Source organism: Saccharothrix espanaensis DSM 44229 (assembly GCF_000328705.1).
GTDB classification, from domain to species: domain Bacteria; phylum Actinomycetota; class Actinomycetes; order Mycobacteriales; family Pseudonocardiaceae; genus Actinosynnema; species Actinosynnema espanaense.
In genome coordinates this window covers 7,493,681-7,508,500 of sequence record NC_019673.1, presented here as the reverse complement: position 1 = coordinate 7,508,500, position 14,820 = coordinate 7,493,681, and the positions used below count along the sequence as shown (strand labels likewise).

Annotated in this window: 19 protein-coding genes; 10 read left to right on the top strand and 9 right to left on the bottom strand. The window is 72.2% G+C overall.

The features are described 5' to 3' along the window. On the top strand, nt 1-771 hold the full coding sequence (locus BN6_RS32630; protein ID WP_015104116.1) for a GNAT family N-acetyltransferase: 771 nt from the start codon (nt 1-3) through the stop codon (nt 769-771). On the opposite strand, the gene BN6_RS32625 is transcribed toward BN6_RS32630, so the two are convergent. Continuing rightward, a complete protein-coding gene (locus BN6_RS32625) occupies nt 749-1,378 on the bottom strand; it encodes a TetR/AcrR family transcriptional regulator (protein ID WP_015104115.1) in 630 nt (209 codons plus the stop codon). The two genes, BN6_RS32630 and BN6_RS32625, sit on opposite strands and share 23 nt — an antisense overlap. Nucleotides 1,379-1,455: 77 nt before the next feature. Here BN6_RS32625 and BN6_RS32620 point away from each other — a divergent pair, with 77 nt between their 5' ends. Beyond that, on the top strand, nt 1,456-1,815 hold the full coding sequence (locus BN6_RS32620) for a hypothetical protein (RefSeq protein WP_015104114.1): 360 nt from the start codon (nt 1,456-1,458) through the stop codon (nt 1,813-1,815). A gap of 123 nt (nt 1,816-1,938) precedes the next feature. Here the strand turns inward: BN6_RS32620 and BN6_RS32615 are convergent, their stop codons facing one another. From BN6_RS32615 to BN6_RS32600, 4 genes are all read right to left on the bottom strand, one after another. After that, nucleotides 1,939-2,505 (bottom strand): sigma-70 family RNA polymerase sigma factor, encoded by a 567-nt coding sequence (locus BN6_RS32615; RefSeq protein ID WP_041318882.1) that lies wholly within the window; start codon nt 2,503-2,505, stop codon nt 1,939-1,941. 185 nt (nt 2,506-2,690) lie between these two features. After that, nucleotides 2,691-3,431, bottom strand: coding sequence for an RNA polymerase sigma factor (locus BN6_RS32610; RefSeq protein ID WP_015104112.1), 741 nt, complete (start codon nt 3,429-3,431; stop codon nt 2,691-2,693). A 415-nt stretch (nt 3,432-3,846) separates the two neighbouring features. Beyond that, nucleotides 3,847-4,101 (bottom strand): hypothetical protein, encoded by a 255-nt coding sequence (locus BN6_RS32605; RefSeq protein ID WP_015104111.1) that lies wholly within the window; start codon nt 4,099-4,101, stop codon nt 3,847-3,849. Nucleotides 4,102-4,374: 273 nt separating this feature from the next. Next, complete coding sequence (locus tag BN6_RS32600; RefSeq protein ID WP_015104110.1) at nt 4,375-5,262, bottom strand: imine reductase family protein; 888 nt, start codon at nt 5,260-5,262, stop codon at nt 4,375-4,377. A 109-nt stretch (nt 5,263-5,371) separates the two neighbouring features. On the opposite strand from BN6_RS32600, the gene BN6_RS32595 reads away from it, so the two are divergent. After that, a complete protein-coding gene (locus tag BN6_RS32595; RefSeq protein ID WP_041314875.1) occupies nt 5,372-5,707 on the top strand; it encodes a winged helix-turn-helix transcriptional regulator in 336 nt (111 codons plus the stop codon). 337 nt (nt 5,708-6,044) lie between these two features. After that, nucleotides 6,045-6,176: a hypothetical protein gene (locus BN6_RS49835; RefSeq protein WP_269454292.1), complete on the top strand. Its 132-nt coding sequence runs from the start codon at nt 6,045-6,047 to the stop codon at nt 6,174-6,176. Nucleotides 6,177-6,233: 57 nt separating this feature from the next. On the opposite strand, the gene BN6_RS47110 is transcribed toward BN6_RS49835, so the two are convergent. Further along, nucleotides 6,234-6,398, bottom strand: a complete 165-nt coding sequence (locus tag BN6_RS47110) for a hypothetical protein (protein ID WP_015104108.1) — start codon at nt 6,396-6,398, stop codon at nt 6,234-6,236. Next, nucleotides 6,395-7,015 carry a WXG100 family type VII secretion target gene (locus BN6_RS32585; RefSeq protein WP_015104107.1) on the bottom strand — a complete coding sequence of 207 codons (621 nt, stop codon included), beginning with the start codon at nt 7,013-7,015 and terminating at the stop codon, nt 6,395-6,397. Before BN6_RS32585 ends, BN6_RS47110 begins: the two co-directional genes overlap by 4 nt. A gap of 165 nt (nt 7,016-7,180) precedes the next feature. Here BN6_RS32585 and BN6_RS46180 point away from each other — a divergent pair, with 165 nt between their 5' ends. From BN6_RS46180 to BN6_RS32565, 5 genes are read left to right on the top strand one after another with little or no spacing between them, the layout of a single operon-like run. Then, complete coding sequence (locus tag BN6_RS46180) at nt 7,181-7,369, top strand: hypothetical protein (protein ID WP_148303111.1); 189 nt, start codon at nt 7,181-7,183, stop codon at nt 7,367-7,369. Beyond that, entirely contained in the window at nt 7,366-7,467 is a 102-nt protein-coding gene (gene kdpF / locus BN6_RS32580) for a K(+)-transporting ATPase subunit F (protein ID WP_015104105.1), read from the top strand. Before BN6_RS46180 ends, kdpF begins: the two co-directional genes overlap by 4 nt. Beyond that, the gene (kdpA, locus tag BN6_RS32575; RefSeq protein ID WP_015104104.1) at nt 7,467-9,089 is read left to right on the top strand and encodes a potassium-transporting ATPase subunit KdpA; all 1,623 of its coding nucleotides are present in this window, start codon (nt 7,467-7,469) and stop codon (nt 9,087-9,089) included. Before kdpF ends, kdpA begins: the two co-directional genes overlap by 1 nt. Continuing rightward, nucleotides 9,089-11,140, top strand: a complete 2,052-nt coding sequence (gene kdpB / locus BN6_RS32570; RefSeq protein ID WP_041318879.1) for a potassium-transporting ATPase subunit KdpB — start codon at nt 9,089-9,091, stop codon at nt 11,138-11,140. Before kdpA ends, kdpB begins: the two co-directional genes overlap by 1 nt. A 3-nt stretch (nt 11,141-11,143) precedes the next feature. After that, nucleotides 11,144-11,686, top strand: coding sequence for a potassium-transporting ATPase subunit C (locus BN6_RS32565; RefSeq protein ID WP_015104102.1), 543 nt, complete (start codon nt 11,144-11,146; stop codon nt 11,684-11,686). A 388-nt stretch (nt 11,687-12,074) separates the two neighbouring features. Here the strand turns inward: BN6_RS32565 and BN6_RS32560 are convergent, their stop codons facing one another. Next, nucleotides 12,075-12,719 carry a response regulator gene (locus BN6_RS32560; RefSeq protein ID WP_015104101.1) on the bottom strand — a complete coding sequence of 215 codons (645 nt, stop codon included), beginning with the start codon at nt 12,717-12,719 and terminating at the stop codon, nt 12,075-12,077. Further along, complete coding sequence (locus BN6_RS32555) at nt 12,707-13,930, bottom strand: sensor histidine kinase (protein ID WP_015104100.1); 1,224 nt, start codon at nt 13,928-13,930, stop codon at nt 12,707-12,709. The genes BN6_RS32560 and BN6_RS32555 overlap by 13 nt, the downstream gene beginning before the upstream one ends. A gap of 139 nt (nt 13,931-14,069) precedes the next feature. On the opposite strand from BN6_RS32555, the gene BN6_RS32550 reads away from it, so the two are divergent. Further along, the gene (locus BN6_RS32550) at nt 14,070-14,819 is read left to right on the top strand and encodes an ABC transporter ATP-binding protein (protein WP_041314866.1); all 750 of its coding nucleotides are present in this window, start codon (nt 14,070-14,072) and stop codon (nt 14,817-14,819) included. The last annotated feature ends 1 nt before the right edge of the window (nt 14,820 follow it).

Genomic DNA, 14,820 nt, shown 5'->3' with positions numbered 1-14,820 from the left:
GTGGACGTCACCAGCTTGGCCGAGCGGCCCGATCTGCTGGGGCCGGCGCTCGCGCTCGGCGGCGTCGGGGCGGTGTTCCTCGGGCACGACGCGGTCGCGGCCCTGGTCCGGGCACGGCGGTTGGCGGTTCGGTGGCCCGAGTACTTCCTCGTCCTGCTCGACGGCGGCGTCCCGGTGGCGCGGGCGGTCGGCGTGCCGTTCGTCTTCCCCGATCCCGAGCGGGCCGAACTGCCCGACCACGGGTGGGACGGCGTCGTCCTGTGGGCCGTCGAGGACGCGCTGGACGGGCGGGTTCCGACCTGCGCGGCGGCGCTCGACGTCCAGGTCGCGGAAGGTCTGCGGGGGCGGGGGATCGCGACCGAGGCGTTGACCCGCCTGCGCGCTGCGGTGCGGGAGCGGGGCTTGCGACGGTTGGTCGTCCCGGTCCGCCCGACGTCGAAGGACCGGTACCCGCTGGTGCCGATGGGCGAGTTCCTCGCGCGGCGGCGGGCCGACGGGCTGCCGGAGGACCCGTGGCTGCGCACCCACGAACGGCTCGGCGGCCGGGTGGTGAAGGTCGCGCCGTTCTCCATGACGGTCGTCGGTGGGCTGGACCGGTGGCGGTCGTGGACGGGGGTCCGCCTGGTCGACGGGGCCAACGTCGTCGCCGGCGCGTTGGCCCCGGTCCTGGTGTCGGCGGGATCGGACGTCGGCGTCTACGTCGAGCCCAACGTCTGGGTCGAGCACGTCCTCGACGGGGCGCGACCAGCTAGCGCACGTCGTGGACGGTGAGCGGGGCCGGTGGCGGCAGGGGTGCGGCCGGGTCGGCGTGGTCGGCCCGGAACGAGTTGAGCAGGTAGGCGACCAGGCGCCGGGACGCCACCCGGGTCGTCTCGGCCGATCCGGTGACGAGGCCGTTGTTGGCCGCGAGCACCAGGAGCAGGTCGGCGGGGACGAAGTCCGCGCGCAGCGCACCGGCGGCCTGGGCGCGGGCGATCAGGCCGGCGAGGTCCGCCAGGGCCCGTTCCCGCTCCACGTCGACCGCGTCGGGGAGCGCCGCCAGGAACGCGGTGCCGAAACCCCGGTCGGCGACCTGCATCGCGCAGATCTCCACCACGACCGTGCGGAAGCCCCGCCACGGGTCCGGGTCGGCCAGGGCGACCTCCAGCACCCGCGCGCAGGTCGCGAACTGCTCGGTGAACACCTCGGTGACCAGCGAGTCCTTGGTGGGGAACCGGCGGTAGAGGGTGGCCACGCCGACGCCGGCGTGCCGGGCGATCGCGGCCATCGGGACGTCCAGCCCCCGTTCGGCGAACAGGGTCGCGGCCACCCGGAGGATCCGCTCGCGGTTGTGCCGGGCGTCGGAGCGCAGCGGCGGGTGAGACGGCTCGGCACCCATGCTTCTCACTTTAGGTCAAGTGGACGGGGTGCTCCACTTCGCTTGCTAGCGTCGGACATCGGCCTACAGGAGGACTTGTGCGACGTGGCGGAGCATGCGTGGAACGGGCGGTCGGCGGGGTCAACGCCGGCGTAGAGGCGTTGCGGGTGTCCCCGCGCTGGGGCCGGTACGTCGGCCGGCACATCACCAGCGTGACCTACGTCGGGCGGCGGTCGGGGCGCACGTTCAGCACGCCGGTCGGGTACCGGCGGACCGGTGACGTGGTCGTGATCGGCGTCCGGCTGCCGGACGCCAAGACGTGGTGGCGCAACTTCACCGGCGACGGCGGTCCGCTCTCGCTGGTGCTGGACGGCCGGGACCGCACGGGGCACGGCGTGGCGCGCCGCGACCCCAAGGGCCGGGTGACCATCTCCGTCCGGTTGGACGAACCGGCCTAGAACGGCCCGGTGGCCGGACCGCCCGGCCCGGCCACCGGCCCGCCCGGCCCGGCCACCGGCCCGCCTGGTCGGACTGCCGGACTGCCCGGTCGGACTGCCGGACTGTCGGACTGCCTGGCCGGGTTACCGCTCCATGCGGTCGGGCTCTGCGGCCAGCGTCTCGCGCAGCCGGTTCAGCGCCCGGTGCTGGGCCACCCGCACCGCTCCCGGTGTCGAGCCCACGGCCTCGGCGACCTCTTCCGCCGACAACCCGACGACCACCCTCAGCAGCACGATCTCGCGCTGCTTCTCGGGCAGCACGCGCAGCAGGTCGGCCATCCGGCGCGACAGGTCGTCGGCCAGCGCCCGCTGCTCGGGCCCCAGACCAGGGTCGGGTCCGTCCGGCAGGTCGGCCACCGGGGTCGACCGGTTGCGGGCCGCCGACCGGTGGGCGTCGGCCACCTTGTGGGCCGCGATCCCGTACACGAAGGCGAGGAACGGCCGCCCCTGCGCGCGGTAGGCGGGGAGGGCGCCGAGCACGGCGAGGCAGACCTCCTGCGCGACGTCGTCGGCGGTCACCGACGCCCGGCCGTCCCGGCCCAGCCGCGCCCGGCAGTACCGGACGATCATCGGGCGCACCGCGGCCAGCAGCGCCCCGGTCGCGTCGCGGTCGCCCGCCACGGCCTCGGCGACCTGCTCGTCGGACACCAGCGGCGCGGGCCTGGGACCTGGGGTTTCCGGTCGGGTCCGGGCGGTGCGCTCGACCACCGCGCGGGCCGCGTCCGGCGTCACCCGGGCGGCGATCCCGGTCGACACGTCGTCGGCGACCGAGGAGCCGGCCACCTCGGCGGGCGAGGTCCGGCGGTGCGTTCCGGACGAGAGGTTCGTCGTCGACATCAGCGGTCTCCTTCCAGGATCGACGCGCGGGCCGTCTGCCGGGCCCGGCGCAGCCGCCCCTCCACCGCTCGTGGGGTCAGGCGCAGGAGTTCCGCGATCTCGGCGTGCGAGAAGTTCTGGTCGTGCAGGAACAGCACAGTACCGGCGTCCTGGCCGAGCTGTTCGAACAGGGCGTCCACGGCCACCCGCTCGACCACCTCGTCCTCCGGCGACCGGCCGCCCCGGTACCGCTCGACCGGGGTCCAGGCGTCGAGCAGCTCGACGTCCTGCCAGTCCCGCCGGGCGCGCTGCCACTTGCGGTACACGTTCGGGAAGCTGAGCACGCACGCGTTCTCGAAGTACCGGCGCAGGCTCAGCCCGCCCGCCGGGGACCACTGCCGCCCGGCGATCCCACGCTCGGCGAACAGTGTTAGGCCATCCTGGACGACGTCCATGCCGAGCTCTTCGGCGTCCTCGGGCAGCACGGCCTGCTGGTACAGCCGCCAGCCGCGCCGCCGGCAGCTAGCGAAGATCGCCCCGGACCCGATCAGCGGTGTAACGAAGCCCAGGCCGTAGACGACAAGCCGGGTGCGCAGGGCGTCCCACACGTCATCGGCGAAGCCCCGTTCCCGGATGTGCTCGACGATCACCGCGTCCGAGTCCCCGGCGGTGTCGCTGCCGCCCAGGTAGCGCACGAGGCCGGCGGGCAGCCCCACACCGCCCGGCGCGGAGTCCGGGGGTTCGTCTGGTAAACCCTCCATGCGGCGTCCCTACGTCAACGACAGACAAGATGGTGCCCTTCACCCATCCCAATGTCACCGCATTCCGCGTTGCCCACACCAGAGTCGTTTTTCCACGTGACGTGGAATGACGGTGTGGTCGTCGCGGGTCGTCGCGGGCCGTCGGCTGACGCGGTCGGCTCACGTGGTCGTCCGGGGTGGCTGTCCGGGGTGGCCGTCCGGCGTGGTCGGTCGTCGTGGGTCGCTGTGGACGGTCGTCCGGACCGCCCGATCGGGGCTCGCCCCGGCGGCCCGGTGTTCGCGGAACGGCGAGTGCGTCGAATCGGACGCCGACATGGTCGACGTCCGATGCTGTCCACAGTGGACATCGTGGTGCCGGTGATCGTAGTGGGGTGGTGCGGCCGACCTCGGCTGCCGGGCCGGCCGCACCGGGTGGTCAGCTCACGCGCCGGCCCCGGTATCCGACCGGGCCCTCGTTCGGGAACTGGGCGGTGCCCTGGAAGTTGCTCCCGCTGTCGAAGAACGTGACGGAGCCGTCGCCGTTCGTCGAGCTCCACGTCACCGTCGTGCCCGTGGCGGGCGCGCCGCTCGCCGGGACGACGGCGTTGCGGTTGGTGATGCTCAGGACCAGGTCGGCGTCCTTCTGCCAACCGCCGCCGCCGGTGCTGATCTCGGTCTGGTACGTGGCCATCTGGTTTCCCCTCGTGTTCTGCGGAGTCCGACCGCCGCCGCGCCGCAGGCGATCCTTGGGGCACAACGGCCTGCGTCCATCGTTGTCACGATCACCGCCGTTGTTCCAGTCCATGGCGCGGTCGCCAGTCCGACGGGTGACTCCAACCACCTGCCTGGACCACCGGACCGCCGTCTCCGCAGGAATCGGTAACCCCCGAAGCGGTTTACCGGGAACCGGGTCGCGGACGCCCGCCGCGCCCCGGCGTTCACAGTCTGCTGTGGACGGACGCGACTACCCGTCGCCGCGCACCGGCTGAACGGGGGCGCGCAGGAGTTCGACCAGGGCGGAGATGCTCTGGTCCTGCCTGCCCCCGGCCACCGCGCGGCGCAGCAGGTCGTGCATCGGCTCGTGCCAACTCAGGTCGAGCCCGCCTTCCTCGGCCAGCTCGCCGTCGTGGACGACGCCCTCGTGGAACAGCCCCACCGACGCCTGGAGCCGGGTGTAGTCGGCGTCGTCGACCTCGCCCGCCACCACCGGCAGGATGGAGGCGATCATCTCCAGCCACTTCACGCTGTGCGGCACCAGCGACGCGGCGGGCAGCCCGCGCCGGGTGACCAGCGCCGCGCCTTCGAGGAAGCCGAGCAGCGCGGGCAGCAGGGTCGCGCCCACCGCGGCCTCGTACAGCTTCGCGAGGTCGACTTCCGCGCCCAGCAACGACGTGTCGCCGCCGAGCACCCGGAGGGTGTCCCGGTGCTCGGCGAACACCGCTTCATCGCCGCTGTAGTAGAGCTGGGTGCCCGGCGCGCCGACGGCCTCCGGGACGTTCTTCACCGCGCCGTCGAGGAACCGCGCGCCGCGCTCCGCCGCCCAGCGGGCCATCCGCCGCGCGCCGGCCGGGGTGCCGGAGTTGAGCGTGACCAGGTCGGGGAGGCGGTCGACCGGTGCCAACGCCGCCGTGGTCGCCTCGTAGGTCGTCAGGCACGCGACGACCAGCGGGCTCGCCGCGACCGCCGCCGCGACGTCGGCCGCCTCGACCGCGCCGACCTCCTCGACCAGCGCGGAAGCCTTGCCGGGCGTGCGGTTCCACACCGTCGTCGGGTGGCCGGCGGCCGCGAACGCGCGGGCCAGGGCGCGGCCCATCGCGCCGAGCCCGACCACGGTGACCGGTGTCCTGTCCATCTCGTCCTCCAGCGCTGATCGTCTGCCCGGTCAAATGCTGGGAGCACCGGACCGGCTGATCAAGTACCGTCTTTTAGATCGGGTACTGATCTTTTCGCCGGGAGGTCAGGTGAAGCACCGCACGTACACCTGCGGACTGGACGCCGCCCTCGACGTGCTGGGCGGCAAGTGGAAGCCGTTGATCCTCTGGGAGCTGCACGCCGACCCGCTGCGGTTCGGGGAGCTGAACCGGGCGGTACCGGGGATCAGCGAGCGGGTGCTGATCACCCAGCTCCGCGAGCTGGAGCACACCGGCCTGGTGCACCGCGAACCACACCCGGGCGTGCCGCCGAAGGTCGAGTACTCGCTGACCGACTTCGGCCGCTCGCTGATGGCCGCGGTGCTGCCGCTGGGCGAGTGGGGCGAGCGCAACCGGGAGCGGATCGAGGCGATTCCACGCGACTGACGGGGCGACGGGCGATGGGGCGGCGGTACGTGGCACGGGGCGTGCCCGGCGGCTACCGGGTCGCGAAGAGGTAGGCGACCGCACCGGGCCCGCCGTGCAAGCGCGGCACGCCGTCGGTGGCGTCGGCCGGCCGCTTGGCCGTCCGGGAACGACCGGACGGCGCGGTCTGTGCCGGCCTGAGCGTCCCCTGCTGTTGGTGGCCTTGCGGCGGCATCACCGGTGACATGGCCGGCGACCTGGACGGCGTGGCCGCCACCGCGCCCAGCCGGATTTCCGGCACCGGGCGGCGAGCGGCGGACCGACCTGCCGCCGCCGCACTCGTGGCGAACGGGGGCCGATGGGCAGACCCATCGCCATCGGCGGGCCCGACAACGCCGCCGGGCCACCGCCGCCGGCGAAGTGTCCGGTGGGCAGCGGCGGTGACAGGGTGCCCGTCGCCCTGGCCAGGCTGGAGATCGCCGCGAGGTAGCCCTCGTACAGGCCCGAGACGGTCTGGAACGCCTGGGGGATGGCGGAGGCAGCGTGGTCAGCGTCTCCACGACCTGGGCGCCGTCGATCCGCTCGCCCCACATCCTGAGCCGGCCTGCCGCAGCAGCTTGACGCCCTGTTCGGCGAACTTCGCGCCGGACGAGACGAGCTTGGCCGCCGACGTCACGTCGGCCGCCGTGCCGTCGATCTTGTCGGTGGTCACAGGTCCTCTCCTCGGCGTCCGGTGTTCTGCTGCGGCGAGTGCGGCGGGTACACCGGCGGCACCCCGTCCGCACCGCCCCGGGGCCCGGTCCAGCGCGGGCCGGCGGCGGCGTCCATCGCGGCGGCGACGGCGTCGTACTTCGGGGCGAGGCGGTCGAGTTCCTCGCCGGTCAGGCGCTGGGTGGTCGCGGTCGCGGCGGCCTTCCGGTCGGCCGGCAGCCGCTCGTAGTCGGCGTACAGCCGCTCCACCAGTGCGGAGGTCTGCCGGATCGCGGTGACCAGCCCGGTGATCCGGTCCACCACGCCGGAGGTGGCGACGCTGCCGAACAGCGACGCCGGGAGGAACGGGAACCGCGGTGAGAGGGCCGGCCCGGACCACGACGACAGGGCCGAGGCGTCGGCCAGGACCCGGTCGCGAAACAGGGCGCCCGCGTTGCCGTGCCACTGCGCGCGCAGGTCGTCCACCGCGCCCATCAGGGCGGCGTGCCGTTCCTCCAGCCACGAGCGCGAGGTCCGCCACATGCCGGCGGCGGCGACCAGCGCGGGCACGTGCCGCAGGTTCTCCACCCGGATCATCCCGACCTGCTCGGCGATCGGGACGGTGGTGTACCCGGCCATCGGTTACCTGCTCCCAGTTCGTGCCGGCAGCCAATGGGATTCGGCACAACGGAGTTCGACGCAACTGTCGTCACGCCCCGTGCTCGCGTTGGTCCGTTCGGGTGGACACCCTCGTGAGAGCCGCGTCTCCCGCTCGTCAACGACGCGTAAAGATGGTGCAGGGGCGTGTCAAGGGCGCATCAGGCGCGTCAGTACGTCCTACTTCCTGATGCACCCTTTCCGGCGAGTGGCCTGTCCAAACGGCCTGAACAGTCGGAAGGGAGCACGCACATGGCCGATCTGGCTTATGCGCTGCTGCTGATCGGTGTCTTCGTGTTGCTGGCGCTGGGCGTGCGCGGACTGGAGAAGCTGTGAGCGGCACCGGGGCGGTGGCGAACGTCGTTGCGGGCGTGCTCGCCCTGCTGTTGATCGGCTACCTGTTCGTCGCTCTGATCAGGCCGGAGAAGTTCTGATGTCCTCCACTGCGGCCGGCCTGCTCCAGGTCGGCTTGTTGATCGTCGCGCTGGCCGTGGTCCACCGGCCGTTCGGCGATTACATGGCGCGCGTCTACACGGGCACCAAGCACTCGCGCGTCGAGCGTGTTGTCTACAAGATCGCGCGGGTCGACCCGGAGTCCGAACAGCGCTGGGGCTCGTACGCCTTGGGCGTGCTGGGTTTCTCGTTCGTCGGGATCGTCTTCCTGTACGTGGTCCAGCGCGTCCAGTCGGTGCTGCCGTTCAACTTCGACCGGGGCAACGTCGAACCCGGCATGGCGTTCAACACCGCCATCAGCTTCGTGGCCAACACGAACTGGCAGTCCTACGTGCCGGAAACCGTGATGGGCCACTCGGTCCAGCTCATCGGCCTGACGGTGCAGAACTTCGTCTCCGCCGCCGTGGGCCTGGCCGTCGCGGTCGCGCTGGTGCGCGGGTTCGTGCGCCACCAGACCGATCGCCTGGGCAACTTCTGGGTCGACCTGGTGCGCGGCACGATCCGCATCCTGCTGCCGGTGTCGTTCCTGTTCGCCATCGTGCTGGTGGCGCTCGGCGTGGTGATGAGCTTCCAGTCCGGCGTCACGGTCGACGGACAGTCGGTCGCCACCGCGCCCGTCGCGAGCCAGGAGGTCATCAAGGAACTGGGCACCAACGGCGGCGGCGTGCTCAACGCCAACTCCGCGCACCCGTTCGAGAACCCCAACGGCTGGACCAACCTGATCGAGATCTTCCTGATCCTGGTGATCCCGGTCAGCCTCACCCGCACGTTCGGCACGCTGGTCGGCGACCGCAAGCAGGGCCACGTGCTGATCGGCGTGATGGGCACGCTGTGGGCGGCGATGCTCGCGGTGATCTGGGTCGCCGAGGCCAACGGCCTGCGCCCGTTGGAGGGCAAGGAAGTCCGCTTCGGCATCCCGTCCAGCGCCCTGTTCGCCGACACCACCACCGCCACCTCGACCGGCGCGGTGAACTCGATGCACGACTCCTACACCGGCCTGGGCGGCGGCGGGACGTTGCTCAACATGCTGTTCGGCGAGATGACACCGGGCGGTGTCGGCACCGGCCTGTACAGCATCCTGGTGATGGCGGTCATCGCGATGTTCCTGGCGGGCCTGATGGTCGGCCGCACCCCGGAGTACCTGGGCAAGAAGCTCGGTCGCCGCGAGGTGACCGCCGCCGCGGTGTCCATCCTGGCCATGCCGACGGTGCTGCTGATCGGTGCGGGCATCGCGGCGATCCTGCCGAGCACGCAAGGGGCGTTGAACAACACCGGCGAGCACGGCCTGTCCGAGATCCTCTACGCCTACGCGTCGGCGTCGAACAACAACGGCAGCGCGTTCGGCGGCATCACGGTGACCAACGACTGGTTCCAGTCCTCGCTCGGGGTCTGCATGGCGCTGGGCCGGTTCGTGCCGATCGTCGCCGTGCTCTGCCTGGCCGGTTCCCTCGCGGCGCAGAAGAAGGTGCCGGTGACGGCGGGCACGCTGCCCACCACCGGCCCGCTGTTCGCGTCGCTGCTGGGCGGCAGCATCGTGCTGGTCGCCGCGCTCACCTTCGTCCCCGCTCTCGCCCTCGGTCCCATCGCGGAGGCACTGCTGTGATCACCACCACCGACCGTCCACAAAGGACTCCCGAGAAGATTCGGGACCGGCACGCCCGCAACCTCGGCCACCAGGTGTCCGCCGGGGTGTTCGACCCCCGCCAACTGCTCACCTCGTTCCCGGACGCGCTGCGCAAGTTCCACCCGCGCCACCAGCTGCGCAACCCGGTGATGTTCGTGGTGTGGGTCGGGTCGATCCTGGTCACGGTGTTCGCGATCGGCGACCCGGGCGCGTTCACCATCGCGGTCGCGGTGTGGCTGTGGCTCACCGTGCTGTTCGCCAACCTGGCCGAGGCCGTGGCCGAGGGCCGGGGCAAGGCGCAGGCCGAGTCGTTGCGCCGCACCAAGACCGACGCCGTCGCGCGGCTCACCGACGGCCGCACCGTGCCCGGCACCGAGCTCAAGGTCGGCGACCTGGTCGTGGTCGAGGCGGGCGAGGTGATCCCCGGCGACGGCGACGTGGTCGAGGGCATCGCCACCGTGGACGAGTCGGCGATCACCGGCGAGTCCGCCCCGGTCATCCGCGAGTCCGGCGGCGACCGCTCGGCCGTGACCGGCGGCACCACCGTGCTGTCGGACCGGATCGTCGTGCGGATCACCACCAAGCCGGGCGAGTCGTTCGTGGACCGGATGATCGCTCTGGTCGAGGGCGCGCAGCGGCAGAAGACGCCGAACGAGATCGCGCTGACGATCCTGCTGTCCACGTTGACGATCATCTTCATGCTGGCCGTGGTCGCGTTGCAGCCCTTCGCGATCTTCTCCGGCGGCGAGCAGTCGGTGATCGTGCTGACCGCGTTGCTGGTGTGCCTGATCCCCACCACGATCGGCGCGCTCCTGTCGGCGATCGGCATCGCCGGCATGGACCGCCTGGTGCAGCGCAACGTGCTGGCCACGTCCGGCAAGGCCGTCGAGGCCGCCGGCGACATCGACACCCTGCTGCTGGACAAGACCGGCACCATCACCTGGGGCAACCGCCGCGCCACCGGGTTCATCCCGGTCCGGGGCACCACGATGGACGCCCTGGTCGACGCCGCACGCCTGTCCAGCCTCGCCGACGGCACCCCCGAAGGCCGCAGCGTCCTCGACCTCTGCGCCGCCGAGCACGGTCGCGGCACCGAACCGACCGACGCCGAGAAGGCCGGCGAGTTCGTCCCGTTCACCGCGCAGACCCGGATGAGCGGCATCGACCTCGGCGACCGCCGCATCCGCAAGGGCGCGGCGAGCGCGTTCACCCTCGACGCGTCGACCCGGGCCGTCGTGGACGAGATCAGCGCGCAGGGCGGCACCCCGCTCGTCGTCGCCGACGACGACACCGTGCTGGGCGTCATCCGGCTCTCCGACGTGGTCAAGCCCGGCATGCGCGAGCGGTTCGCCGAACTGCGCTCGATGGGCATCCGCACGGTGATGGTGACCGGCGACAACCCGTTGACCGCCAAGGCGATCGCGGACGAGGCCGGCGTGGACGACTTCCTCGCCGAGGCCAAGCCCGAGGACAAGATGGCGCTCATCCGGGCCGAGCAGGAGGGCGGCAAGCTGGTCGCGATGACCGGCGACGGCACCAACGACGCCCCCGCCCTGGCCCAGTCCGACGTCGGCGTCGCGATGAACACCGGTACCTCGGCGGCCAAGGAAGCCGGGAACATGGTCGACCTCGACTCCGACCCGACCAAGCTGATCGAGATCGTCGAGATCGGCAAGCAGCTGCTGATCACCCGGGGCGCGCTGACGACCTTCAGCGTCGCCAACGACCTGGCGAAGTACTTCGCGATCCTGCCCGCCATGTTCGCCGCGATCCACCCGCAGCTCGACCGGCTCAACATCATGCACCTCGGGTCGCCGCAGTCCGCGATCCTCTCCGCCGTGATCTTCAACGCGCTGATCATCGTGGTGCTGATCCCGTTGGCGCTGCGCGGAGTCCGCTACCAGCCCTCCAGCGCCTCCGCGCTGCTGCGGCGCAACCTGCTCATCTACGGGCTGGGCGGCGTGGTCACCCCGTTCGTCGGGATCTGGCTGATCGACCTGCTCGTCCGACTCATCCCCGGAATCGGGTGACCCGTGACCAACTTCGCCAAGCAAGCCCTCGCCGGACTCCGCGTCCTGCTGGTGCTGACCGTCATCACCGGGGTCCTGTACCCCACCGCCGTCTGGGCGGTCTCGCGGCTGCCCGGCCTGCACGCCAACGCCGAAGCCGTCGACACCACCCTGGTCGGCATCGACCGCGAGGGCGACGAGTGGTTCCACACCCGCCCGTCGACGGCCACGCTGCCCGCATCTGGCGGCTCCAACAAGAGCGAGCGCAACGCCGACTACGACACCGTCGTCGCCGAACGCCGTGCCGTTGTGGCACAACGCGAAGGGGTCTCGGCGGACCTGGTGCCACAGGACGCCTACACCGCCTCCGCATCGGGGCTCGACCCCCACATCAGCCCCGCCTACGCCGAACTCCAGGTGCCCCGAGTGGCCCGCGTGAACGGCTTGGGTGAGGATCGGGTGCGGCGACTGGTCACCGACCACACCGACGGCCGGGGCGCGGGCATCCTCGGCGAGCCCGGCGTCAACGTCACCGCCCTCAACCGGGCGCTGGAAGCCCTGAAGTAACACCGGCGGCCCGCCCCGGTGTGAGCGCCGGGGCGAGCCGCCACAACGACACCACCAGCCACTCCTCCCGCCGGTGGCGGTGCGCGCCCAGCACGCCGAGCACCGGCAACTCCGGACAACGGGGGACCGCCTCCGGAGACCACGTCGTCCGAAGACGGCCCCGTTCGGGAAGAGGGCAGCCGTCAGCAGGGCGGAACTCGCCACACCACCGAACCGGGGATCACACAACGATCTCAGCAGCGCACTTGGCCACGTCCGCCGGCCCGACGAAGGTGACCGACCTGAGAAAGGCGACGTTCGCCACGTGACGGCAACGGTCGTTCGCTCGACGGCACCGCCCGGGAGCACGCCGGCCGACCGCCCGGCTCCGAGCCCGTACCTGAGGCGGTCAGGCGTTCAGGTACGCCAGGACCGCCTGCACGCGGCGGTGGCCGCCGTCGTCGTTCGGGAGGTTCAGCTTGGTGAAGATGTTGCGGATGTGCTTGAGGACCGCGCCTTCGCTCACCACCAGGGTGCCCGCGATGGTCGCGTTGTTGTGGCCCTCGGCCATCAGCGAGAGGACCTCGCGCTCGCGCGCGGTCAACGTCGCCAGCGGGTCGTCGGGCTTGCGGCGGACGAGCAGCTGGGAGATGACCTCGGGGTCCATCGCGGTGCCGCCCTCGGCCACCCGGGTCAGCGCCTCGACGAACCGCTCGACCTTGCCGACCCGCTCCTTGAGCAGGTAGCCGACGCCGCCCGCGCCGTCGGCCAGCAGTTCGGCCGCGTAGCTGTTCTCCACGTACGCCGACAGCACCAGGACCGGCAGGCCGGGGTGGATGCGGCGGGCCTCGGACGCGGCGCGCAGGCCCTCGTCGGTGAACGTCGGGGGCAGCCGCACGTCGGTGACCACGGCGTCCGGCCGGTCGTCCCTGATCGCGGCCAGGAACTCGGTCGCGTTGTCCACGGCAGCGACGATCGTCATGCCCGCGTTGCCCAACAGCAGGGTCAGACCTTCGCGCAGCAGCACGTCGTCCTCGACGATCACAACCCGCAAGGGAGCTCCACTCGCAACACGGTCGGCCCGCCTGGCGGACTGCTCAGGTCGGCGCGGCCGTCGAACGCGTCGGCACGGCGCTGGATGCCGACGATACCCGTCCCGAGCTCGCCGTCCGCACCACCCCGCCCGTTGTCGCTGACCGTGATGAACAGCCGGTCCGGGGACGCGTCCAGCCGGACCGACGCGGCCCGCGCCGCCGAGTGCTTGGTGATGTTGGTCAGCGCCTCGGCGATGATGAAGTACGCCGCCGCCTCGATCGCCGCCGGCCGCCGCCCGATCGGGGCGACCTCCAGCGCGGTGGGCACCGGGCAGCGGGCCGCGAGCGCCGAGACCGCGCCGTCGAGGCCCCGGTCGGACAGGACCGGCGGGTAGATGCTGCGCACCACGTCGCGCAGCTCGGCCAAGGCGTCGGTCGCGGTGTCCTGCGCCTTCCTGACCAGCGCGAACGCCGCGTCCGGGTCACGTTCGCGCATCTGGTCGGCGATGCCGAGCTGCATCACGACGGCGGCGATCCGGGCCTGCGCGCCGTCGTGCAGGTCACGTTCGATGCGCCGCAGCTCGGCCCCGTGCGCCTCCAGCGCGCCCGCCCGGGACGCGGTGAGCTCGGCCACCCGGTCGGTCAGCCGCACGCCCTCCGGCGGCGAGAGCAGCCGGCGCGCCAGCAGCGCGTGCCACCGGGCGAACCGGGGTGTCTGGACGGTCAGCCAGGCGAACACCGCGGCCGCCACCGGGGTGGTCGCGGCGGTCGCCCACGAGTCCACGACCAGCCCGAACGAGGTCTCCACGCCGCCGGGCACCAGCCACCAGTAGGCGGGGATCAGCAGGTTGTTCACCGCGCTGAACGGGAAGCCGACGACCAGTCCGGCGAGCAGCATCCCGCCGAACCCGTGCACGACCAGCCACCCCAGGTCACGGCGGTTGGCCGGGTCGGCGATCGCGGTCGCGGCCTGGGTGAGCGCCGGACCGTCCAGCACCTCGTACGACTCGGCGATCGGCGTGCCCAGGTACCGGCCGGCGCGCTCGCGGTCGTAGGCGATCAGCGGCCTGACCAGGCGCAGCACCTCGGGCAGGGCGGGCAGCCCCACCCCGATCAGGCACAGCGCCAGCACGACGCCCAGCGCGGCCAGGGCGAAGATCGACAGGACCGCTGTGACCGCGCCCACCAGCACGTAGCGCACGGCGGTCCACAAGGGAGTCAGCGTGGTCATGCCTCCGATTGTGGCCGACCACCCCCGTCCCGGGCGGTAGTGCAGGCGCTACCTCCACTGGCTCGTCAGCGGGATCGAATCCGCGTGCCCCGGACGGCAGGCTTGCCACCAGCAGGAAGTCGATGGAGGGGAACGTGTGATGGTGGCAGGAACGGTGACCGTGGACACCGCGTTGCGGCTGGAGTCGGTGAGCAAGGTCTACGGCTCGGGCGCGAACGCGGTCACCGCGCTGGACGGTGTCACGGTCGGGCTGCGCCGTGGCGCGTTCACCGCGGTGATGGGCCCGTCCGGGTCGGGCAAGAGCACGTTCCTGCACTGCGCGGCGGGGCTGGACCGGCCGACGTCGGGCCGGGTGCTGCTGGGCGGGACGGACCTGGCCGGGATGTCGGAGAACGCGCTCACCGAGCTGCGCCGGCAGCGCATCGGGTTCGTCTTCCAGGCCTACAACCTGATCCCGTCGCTCACCGTCGAGCAGAACATCACGCTGCCGCTGCGGTTCGCCGGGGTGAAGCCCGACCAGGGCTGGCTGCGCGAGATCGTGGAGCGGGTCGGCATCGGCAACCGGCTGGGCCACCGCCCGGCCGAGCTGTCCGGCGGCCAGCAGCAGCGGGTGGCCATCGCGCGGGCCCTGGTGACCCGGCCGGAGGTGCTGCTCGCCGACGAGCCGACCGGGGCGCTGGACACCCGGACCGGCCGGCAGGTGCTGGAGCTGCTGCGCGGCCTGGTGGACACCGTGGGCCAGACCGTGCTGATGGTCACCCACGACCCGATCGCGGCGTCGTTCGCGCACAGCGTGGTGTTCCTCGCGGACGGCCGGCTGGCCGGCGAGCTGCACCAGCCGACGCCGAACGAGATCGTGCGCCGCCTGACCGGTCTCGGGGAGTGGTGAC